At 42.4% G+C, this 9,819-nt stretch carries 7 protein-coding genes and 1 other annotated feature; of the genes, 3 read left to right on the forward strand and 4 right to left on the reverse strand.

Features of this window, described 5'->3' with window-relative positions; genetic code table 11:
• Positions 1-258 precede the first annotated feature (258 nt).
• From pheA to AB4180_RS12880, 4 genes are all read right to left on the reverse strand, one after another.
• Positions 259-1,434, reverse strand: coding sequence for a prephenate dehydratase (gene pheA, locus AB4180_RS12865; protein WP_009848464.1), 1,176 nt, complete (start codon positions 1,432-1,434; stop codon positions 259-261).
• A gap of 12 nt (positions 1,435-1,446) precedes the next feature.
• Positions 1,447-1,568: a sequence feature (Phe leader region), on the reverse strand.
• A gap of 110 nt (positions 1,569-1,678) precedes the next feature.
• Positions 1,679-2,014 (reverse strand): ribosome hibernation-promoting factor, HPF/YfiA family, encoded by a 336-nt coding sequence (hpf, locus tag AB4180_RS12870; RefSeq protein ID WP_004735034.1) that lies wholly within the window; start codon positions 2,012-2,014, stop codon positions 1,679-1,681.
• Between the two features lie 424 nt (positions 2,015-2,438).
• A complete protein-coding gene (locus AB4180_RS12875; protein ID WP_309598818.1) occupies positions 2,439-3,863 on the reverse strand; it encodes a lytic transglycosylase F in 1,425 nt (474 codons plus the stop codon).
• Positions 3,864-4,020: 157 nt separating this feature from the next.
• On the reverse strand, positions 4,021-4,749 hold the full coding sequence (locus tag AB4180_RS12880; protein WP_009848466.1) for an outer membrane protein assembly factor BamD: 729 nt from the start codon (positions 4,747-4,749) through the stop codon (positions 4,021-4,023).
• A 137-nt stretch (positions 4,750-4,886) separates the two neighbouring features.
• On the opposite strand from AB4180_RS12880, the gene rluD reads away from it, so the two are divergent.
• The 3 genes from rluD (at position 4,887) to clpB (ending at position 9,321) form a co-directional block, all read left to right on the forward strand.
• Entirely contained in the window at positions 4,887-5,861 is a 975-nt protein-coding gene (rluD, locus tag AB4180_RS12885; RefSeq protein WP_009848467.1) for a 23S rRNA pseudouridine(1911/1915/1917) synthase RluD, read from the forward strand.
• An 8-nt stretch (positions 5,862-5,869) separates the two neighbouring features.
• Positions 5,870-6,604 carry a peptidoglycan editing factor PgeF gene (gene pgeF, locus AB4180_RS12890; RefSeq protein WP_102249717.1) on the forward strand — a complete coding sequence of 245 codons (735 nt, stop codon included), beginning with the start codon at positions 5,870-5,872 and terminating at the stop codon, positions 6,602-6,604.
• 143 nt (positions 6,605-6,747) lie between these two features.
• Complete coding sequence (gene clpB / locus AB4180_RS12895; RefSeq protein ID WP_017098368.1) at positions 6,748-9,321, forward strand: ATP-dependent chaperone ClpB; 2,574 nt, start codon at positions 6,748-6,750, stop codon at positions 9,319-9,321.
• Positions 9,322-9,819: the final 498 nt, after the last annotated feature.

The following is a 9,819-nucleotide window of genomic DNA, read 5'->3' on the forward strand; positions in this document are numbered from 1 at the left end:
GTTTTAAGTTTTTGTATTTAATGATTAAATTATCAGTAATGAGTGTTTAAGTAAGTACGGTGGGGATGATTGAAGTGGATAGGAGTGAGAATCAGTAACACAACCAATTCCTTTTTAAGTATACAGACTTTGCGTATTCCTTAGTTCGAGTTTTATTCCATTAGTTACTTTCTTTTAGCATTTGGCCTGCAGTAGGCCAAATGCTTGTATTAGTGAAAAGCTTATAGCAGTTAAAATGGGGGAACAGATAATAAAAAGTTAAGACAACTTAACCTGAGTAGCCTTAATGTTCTCACTTGGGTAACAACCTAACACTTTTAGGTGACGAGTTATGGCTGTTAGTTCCGTTATCGCTTGCTGCATATTATCTGAATCTAAGTGTGCTTCTAAATCCACATAGAACATCTCTTCCCAAGGGTTACCCATGATAGGACGAGATTCCAGCTTGGTCATGTTAATACCTAAGCGTTGCAGAATCAGCAGTGTTTCAACCAAAGAACCGGCTTCTTGAGAAGTCGACATGATGAGTGTCGTCTTAGCTGGGATCTGAGTCGATACTTCAACAGGCTTACGAGCGACCACGATGAAACGAGTGTGGTTCTCAGTTTGATTTGCAATGTTGCCTTGGATTGGTTGAAGTCCATAAAGCTTGCCGCTCGATGCATTACCAATCGCTGCCACATCATCACCGTCTAGATCTTTTACCTTTTTCATAGCATCAGCTGTGCTTGCACAAGATTCAAGGCTGACATCTTTAAGGCGGCTTAAAAACTCACTGCATTGTTGATGAGGTTGTGGGTGCGAATAGAGCGTTTTAATGTCTTCTAAACGAATATCATTTTTCGCGACAAGGCAGTGTTCAATCGGTTGAGAAAGTTCACCAACGATGTAAAGCGTTGTGTGTTGTAGCAGATCGTAGACTTCGTTAATTGACCCTGAACTGGTATTTTCAATCGGCAGTACACCGTAGTCGGCATGGCCCGATTCTACAGTCGATGCGACTTCTTTGAAGTGATTACAGTTCAGCTCAATCAATTCCATATTCTTGCGGCTGAAGTATTCACGGCTCGCAAGGTGAGAATACGATCCCTTAGAACCTAAGAATGCAACGCGAGCTAGTGGTTTACGGCTTTGTGGATTCGCAAGGTTTTGCAGGTATGACTGTTGCAGCAGAACCGAATCTTCAATGATGGTATGAAACAACTTAGTAATGTACTGCGCATCAAGCTCGTATTTATCTTTACCGTTGTTGATCAATTTGACTAGTAGTTGTTGCTCTCGTACTGCATCACGAACGGGTTTTGACGTTTCTACCTTGCTTTTAGCGACTTCGATACTCAGCTTACGACGCTCTGAAAGTAATTTTAGGAGTTCGTCGTCTAAATCATTGAGACGAAGGCGGATATCATCTAGTGAAATTGTTCGGTCAGTCATAAATGTGTCCTTATAAAAAAGCCCCCCTAGTGTGGGAGGCTTCTTGTTCGTTTTTGACTTGTTTTTCTAAAACGACTTAGCCTCCGATTTACGGAAGAAAAAAGAAGTCAAAAATAAACAAAGAGTGAGAGTGCATAAAAAGTGATTGTTTTATGAATGTTTAAACACAATAAGCAAGCGAGCTACGAGCGTCAAGCAAAAAAATAGCGCCCTGAGGCGCTATTTTTTAATCTGTCATATTTCCTTATTCTACTTCAGCTTCTAGCTCTTCGATTTCAGGCTTTTCAGCGCGGCGCGCTTCTGGTTTATGGCGCAGCTTGTTGAGTTGACGCTCTAGTTTTTGTTCTACTTCGTTAATAGCTACGTAGAGGTCGTCATGAATTGATGAAGCAACAAGTTGGCCTTTTGGTACCGTTAGAACGGCTTCAAATTTTTTCTTTTTATTTGGTTCTTCGCTAAAGCTCGCTTGGCAGCCAATGATGTCTACTTGCCATTTATCCAGCTTCTTAAATTTGCTTTCTATGTGATCACGGATTGCAGAGGTAATGTCGATATTTTTACCAGTGATGTTCATTTTCATAGAAGTTTTCCTCTGTTGTATCCCTCATGGGTTAACTTCAGATTACGACTTTTAGGAATAAAGAATGTGATTTAGATCTTGTTTTGGTTGGGTGGGATAAGCATTAAAATCAAATGTGATCTCACGCAAGTCTTGATATCTTTTTGTCGAAAAATACTTGTTATCCCTATGAAAAACGATAAGTTGGAGGCAAGGCTTCGCTAAAAATTAAACCAGTTTTTAGGGGCGGACTACAGCCTATAGAAAGTGCTTGATTGAAATTTACTCAATAGTGTTTTGTGATATAGGTATCATGATGTAGCTCTCTGCGTAAGCTTCTTCAGAATTAGATAAACAAAAGCCGCATAAGTTTTCTTATGCGGCTTTTATGTTTTTAACCTTATGTAACACCTTTGTTCCTCAAGCTCTGATGTTAAGGGCGAAGTTAATCGTTAGTGTTCAGTAATCTTGCTGTACCGTCCTCTCGGATGGCATTGATTGCTTGCAATTGTTTGTAAATGACGAAGTAACGATTGATGTTGGCGACATAGGTTACGGGTTCTTTACTCACGTACTTACGAGTGATGATTTCCACGTTTTTAAACCAGATATTTGGGTTATAACCCTTTTTTTTAGCAATGTTCCGCATCTTTCTTATCTTAGCGGGGCCTGCATTGTAAGAAGCTAAAGTGAAGTAGATTTGATTGTCAGGCGATATCGCTGGATCGTCAAAATATCGGTCTTTGATAAAGCGCATATATTTCACACCAGCATGGATGTTGTTATCCACCTTATGTATGTTTTTTATATTGACGTTTTTGTCTTTGGCGGTACTTGGCAACACCTGCATTACACCGATGGCGCCTCGGTGAGAAACCCTGCTTTGATCAAGTCCAGACTCTTGGAAACCTTGAGCTGACATCATCAAAGGGTCGAATTCGTATTCATTCGAATATTTTTCAAAGACATCTGCCAGTTTTGCCACTCGGTCTACTTTATTTGGGTTGAGTGCTCGTCCTAACCAACGAGTGTTGTCGATGTATTTATTATAGATAACGTTCCCAAGTAGAGTTCCTGTTCGTGCGGTCTTTACGTATTTGTTGATCTCTTTCTTTAGCTGAGGGCTGTCTTTTCTCAGTGCCCAAGCAATTTGACCATTTTCACGCAGCGGCAACTCAGTGTGTACCTGAATGTTTTCCATAACATCGAGCCAGAGCTTAGCTTTGTGGCTATCTAGAACTGTACCTTGTATATAACCCTGATTAACCAGTTCTATCAGCTCGTAGTCTTGCAATGATTCTTCGATAAAGTGGACATGCAGTGGTGGTAAACCTAGTGCGTTAAGCTCTTTGTTGACTCTTTGAACACTCTCGAAGTAACTTGAGCTAGCTCGGATCCAGACCTCTTGACCACTCAATTGCTTGATTTCGGTGATAGGGGCAGAATTTTTTCCGGTGATAATCAGTTCTTTCCCATCTTTGATCATTGGATCGGAAAAATCGATGACACTTAACCGCTTGTCGGTGATCGTTAGGTTGGCGACAGCGACATCACCGTAACCAGATTCTAACGAGGGGAGTAGATCATCTCGTTGCACGGGGATGATTTGAACGTTGAGATAGGGGTGCTTCTTACGAAGACTTTTCTCAAAGTGGTAGAGCATTTCTGCCACAATACCTTTTGGCTTGCCATCTTCTATGTAGTAAAAGCCCAGATCAGCCGAAACCAATACTCTCACTGTTCCTTTTGTTTTGAGTACATCTAAGTCTCCCATGTAAGGTTGATTGCTCAATGGGGACAGTTCTAATGCGTTGGAAAGTTGGCTAAATAACCCGATCCAGATAAATAATAACATCCTGCTCACATCCACACTCCATGTTGATGTTTTGTTAAAAGTTATCTATTGAAGATACTGCTTATGTTGCCATTCATCAAGTTTACCAGACGAAGTTCAAAAAAAATCGCGCTAACAAATTAGCGCGATTTTGAAGTGATTGTTTTAGTTAACGACGAGTGTGATTCGCTGACTAAGGCAGTGGATTGAGCTCGATTAACTTTTCTGTTCGTAACACTGCGTCTTCTAAGCCTAGTTGTTCATAAGCTTCTAATTGAATGTCTAAAGACTTACGTGCAGCAATGGTGTCAGGGTAAGTCTTCTGCAACTCTTGTGTTCTGTTTATAGCTGCAATCCAAGCTTCACGACGCAGGTAGAAATCAGCGGTTGCTAAGTCATACTCCGCGAGGCGGTTTTTCAGTGCGAACATGCGTTTTTGTGCATCTTCAGCGTATGGGCTTGCTGGGAAACGTTCTAACAGTCGTTTGAAATCAGCAAATGCAAGTTTCACAGGTTCTGGGTCTCGGTCGCTACGATCGATATTAAAAATATCATGCATGAAGTTTCGGTCTTGTGCCATATGCGTTAAACCGCGCATGTAAAGAACCCAATCCTGTTTTTCATGAGTAGGGTTTAAGCGTAGGAATCGCGAAATAGTCGCAAGGCCAAGCGCCAAGTCATCATTTTTGTAGTAAGCGTAAATCAGATCCAGTTGTACTTGTTCAGAATAGGCGCCGAATGGGTAACGTGAGTCTAAGGCTTCTAGCTTTTCGATTGCAGAAAGCCAGCTACCACTCTGCAGTGATTCTTGGGCGTCAGAGTAAAGAACCGATGGCGGTACATCCGGTACTATTTCTTCACTACTTGAACAACCAACTAAGAGTGATACGGCTAATAGACCCGTTAAAGTAAGGTGTTTCATGTCAGGCGTCGATTCCTTGAATTAAATATTTCGTAAGCTTCCGTTACTTTCTAACCAGTAACAGATACAATGATGCAATTATTCTATTTTATCCATACTAATGGGTATTAGTCTCACGGTTTTTAAAAAAGTTCGATATGGCTCAGCAGATAACATTAACAGACACAGTAAAAAGCAGCCAGTTAGGTCAACGTTTAGACCAAGCTGTCGCTGAACTATTTACCGATTTTTCTCGCTCTCGTATTAAAGAGTGGCTTCTTGACGGCAAAATCCAAGTGGATGGCGAAGTTATCACTAAACCGCGCACCATAGTTTTGGGCGGTGAAGCGATCATCTTACAAGCAGAGCTTGCGGATGAAGAGCGCTGGGAAGCACAAGATATTCCGTTAGACATTGTCTATGAAGATGATGATTTATTGGTTATCAATAAACCTCGCGATCTGGTTGTACACCCAGGTGCAGGTACGCCGGATGGAACCATACTAAACGCATTGCTTTTCCATTACCCTCAGATTGCTGAAGTACCTCGTGCGGGTATTGTGCACCGTCTTGATAAAGACACAACTGGTCTTATGGTTGTGGCTAAAACGGTTCCAGCTCAAACTCGCCTTGTACGAGCTCTTGCTAAACGTCGTATTACTCGTGAATATGAAGCAATTGCTATTGGTAAAATGACAGCGGGTGGTGTGGTTGAGAAAGGCATTAGCCGTCATGCAACTAAGCGTACGTTAATGGACGTTAATGAATTGGGTAAGCCTGCGGTAACTCACTACCGTGTTGCTGAGCACTTCCGCGAACATACTCGTATTCGTCTGCGCCTAGAAACGGGTCGTACTCACCAAATCCGTGTTCACATGTCATACCTTCAGCACCCGCTGTTAGGTGATATTGCGTACGGTGGTCGTGCTCGTATTCCAAAAGGTGCATCTGAAGAGCTAACAACAATGATTCGTTCTTTTGATCGCCAAGCGTTACACGCGGTTATGCTGAAGTTTGTTCACCCGATTACTGGTGAAGAGGTAGAGTTCCACGCACCTGTGCCAAATGACATGGTTGTAATGGCTGAAGCGTTGCGTGTTGATGCTCGCGAAAACATAGAAGACGACATTTAATCGTGTCAATGATCATCCCTGACTGGAATGCACCAAAAAACGTGAAAGCATTTGCTTCGACTCGTTTTGATGGTTGTTCTACAGGTGCTTATCAAGGGTTAAACCTTGGTATGCATGTTGGGGATGATGCTTTACTTGTTGAAAGTAATCGAACATGGCTAAAGCAACAATCTAAGATGCCCACGGCTCCAGTATGGCTAAATCAAACTCACTCAACGGATGTCGTTACGGTTTTAGAACCTGTGGCGAATGTGCTTGATGCGGATGGTGCATTTACCACTGCAAAGGGTGTTGTGTGTTCTGCGATGACAGCCGATTGCTTACCGGTCATCCTTACCGATACCAAAGGCACTCAAGTTGCTGCCGTTCATGCGGGTTGGCGTGGTCTTGCTGGTGGCATTCTTGAAAATGCCGTCGCAAAGTTTTCAAACCTAGATTCAGATAATCAGATCATTGCTTGGCTTGGTCCTGCTATTGGTAAAGATGCGTTTGAGGTTGGCAACGATGTGTTGGACGCTTTTGCTCGTTTTGACCCTCAAGCGAAATTAGCATTTAAAGCTAAATCTGAACCCGGCAAGTGGTTAGCAAATATGTCTCAACTTGCGACTCAACGATTAATGAAAGTTGGCGTGACTTCGGTGACAGATTCGAATCTATGTACATACGCAGATTCAGATGCTTTCTATTCTTATCGTCGTGATGGTATTACTGGGCGTCAGGCAACATTTATTTGGTTAGAGTAATCTCTGACTAGCATAACCACTCATCCAGTTCATTTATATTTTCATATCAGCTCTATTCTTCATCCTTATCCCTTGAAAATCTGCGTTACCGTATCCATCTTCTAACCATAAGATAAACATATCTAAAGAGTAGGAAGGTTGGCATGCGTCTCGATCGATTCACTAGTAAATTCCAAATTGCGATATCTGATGCTCAGTCGCTCGCATTAGGTCGTGATCACCAATATATAGAACCTGTACACCTAATGGTGTCTTTGCTTAATCAAGATGGCAGTGCGATTCGTCCATTGCTCACTATGTTGAATATTGACGTTGTTCAATTGCGTTCTAAATTGAGCGAAATATTAGACCGAGTGCCGAAAGTAAGCGGTATCGGTGGTGATGTTCAGCTTTCTAACGCAATGGGAACGCTATTCAACCTATGTGACAAGGTCGCACAAAAGCGGCAAGACAGTTACATATCTTCAGAAGTATTCCTACTCGCTGCCATTGAAGACAAAGGGCCTTTGGGTAACTTACTTAAAGAACTAGGCCTGACCGAGCAAAAACTATCTCAAGCTATCGAGCAAGTTCGTGGTGGTCAAAAGGTTGATGACCCGAATGCGGAAGATAGACGCCAAGCTTTAGAGAAGTTCACCATTGATCTGACCGAGCGAGCTGAGCAAGGCAAGCTAGATCCTGTGATTGGTCGTGATGATGAAATTCGTCGCACGATCCAAGTCCTTCAACGTCGTACTAAGAACAACCCTGTCATTATCGGTCAACCCGGTGTGGGTAAAACTGCGATTGTCGAAGGTTTGGCTCAGCGTATTATCAATAATGAAGTTCCTGAAGGCTTAAGAGGCCGACGAGTTCTTTCATTGGATATGGGTTCATTGGTCGCAGGTGCTAAGTATCGTGGTGAATTCGAAGAGCGTCTAAAATCAGTGCTTAATGAATTATCGAAAGAAGAAGGCAATGTCATTCTCTTTATCGATGAAATTCATACTATGGTCGGCGCAGGTAAAGGCGAAGGTTCTATGGATGCGGGTAACATGCTGAAACCAGCATTAGCTCGTGGTGAACTGCATTGTGTCGGCGCAACAACGCTCGATGAATACCGACAATATATAGAGAAAGACCCGGCTTTGGAGCGTCGATTCCAAAAAGTGATCGTGGATGAACCCACTGTTGAAGACACGGTAGCGATTCTTCGTGGTTTGAAAGAGCGCTATGAACTCCACCATCATGTAGAAATTACCGATCCTGCTATCGTAGCGGCGGCAACGTTATCTCACCGGTACGTTTCAGATCGTCAGTTACCAGATAAGGCGATTGATCTCATTGATGAAGCGGCTTCGAGTATTCGAATGCAGATAGATTCAAAGCCCGAGTCATTGGATAAGTTAGAGCGCAAAATCATTCAATTGAAGATCGAACAGCAAGCTTTGACGAATGAAAATGATGAGGCCAGTGAAAAACGCCTGCGCACGCTACAAAGCGAACTTTCTGAGAAAGAACGAGATTTCGCAGAACTTGAAGAAGTTTGGAACGCTGAAAAAGCGGCGCTGTCTGGTACGCAACATATTAAATCAGAGCTAGAACAAGCTCGAATGGATATGGATTTTGCACGACGCGCTGGTGACCTTAACCGTATGTCTGAATTGCAATATGGTCGAATCCCAGAATTGGAGAAGCAGTTAGATCTCGCGACTCAAGCTGAAATGCAAGAAATGACCTTATTACGTAATAAGGTGACCGACGCTGAGATCGCCGATGTCCTTTCAAAGCAAACCGGTATTCCTGTTTCTAAAATGCTAGAAGCAGAAAAGGAGAAGCTTCTGAAAATGGAAGGTGTTCTGCATAAGCGGGTTATCGGTCAAGCGGAAGCGGTCGAAGTGGTATCGAATGCGATTCGTCGTAGCCGTGCTGGTTTGTCTGATCCGAATAAGCCGATTGGTTCGTTCTTGTTCTTAGGGCCAACAGGTGTCGGTAAAACGGAACTGTGTAAAACATTAGCTAACTTTATGTTCGATAGTGAAGATGCGATGGTTCGTATCGATATGTCTGAGTTTATGGAAAAACACTCTGTTGCTCGTTTAGTTGGTGCGCCCCCTGGTTATGTGGGTTATGAAGAAGGTGGGTACTTAACCGAAGCTGTTCGTCGAAAACCTTATTCTGTCATTCTGCTTGATGAGGTAGAGAAAGCTCACCCAGATGTTTTCAATATTCTATTGCAAGTTTTAGATGATGGGCGATTAACTGACGGACAAGGTCGTACGGTTGATTTTAGAAATACCGTGGTAATCATGACATCGAACTTAGGTTCAACTCGTATTCAAGAGAACTTTAATACATTGGATTACCAAGGGATTAAAAATGAGGTTATGGAAGTGGTGGGTAAACATTTCCGACCTGAGTTTTTGAATCGAGTTGATGAAAGTGTCGTGTTTCATCCATTAGGCCAAGAGCACATCGAGTCAATTGCCGCTATTCAGCTTGATCATTTGAAAAAGCGAATGGAAGACAATGGTTATGAACTCGAAGTTTCAGAAAAAGCGCTCAAGCTAATCTCTCAAGTTGGTTTTGACCCTGTATATGGTGCAAGGCCTCTTAAAAGAGCAATTCAACAAACAGTAGAGAACCCATTAGCGAAAGCGATACTTGCAGGGAAAATCAATCCGGATAAGAAAGTGCAGCTATTAGTGAATAACGACCGAATTATTGCTCACCAATAATAAAGGTAAGAACGATAGGTACGATTAGTCGAAATTAAGACGTAATCGTACCTATTTTGAACGCTTTGTGTGAATAGTGTCCGAACGATCGCCTGTGGCGATTTTTTTCCGTTTTTGGTCTTGTGCAAAGGGGGATTCTCTCTATAATGCGCCTCCGTTGCTAGGGATAACCAAGCGGTTTGAACTAAGTAACGAGACGACATTAAGCATTTAAGATGCTTTGAAAATTAGCTGGAAAAAGTGTTTGACTCTGGAACCCAATTCGCTAGAATGGCCGTCCACTTAGAGAGGCTCCTTACTAAAAGGAACGCTCAACAAGTGAAGCTCTTTAACAATTTAAACCTATCAATCTGTGTGGGCACTCGTTGATGAATATCAAAACGTTTTATCTTCCCTTTTTATTAAGAGAAGTAAAACAGATTCTTCGGAATCAACTTTGGTTTCAATGAACTGAGTGACCAATCAAGTCTTAGGGCTTGGCACAGTCAATTCATTATC

The sequence above is a fragment of the Vibrio sp. 10N.286.49.C3 genome (assembly GCF_041469545.1).
Classification (GTDB): Bacteria; Pseudomonadota; Gammaproteobacteria; order Enterobacterales; family Vibrionaceae; genus Vibrio; species Vibrio tasmaniensis_A.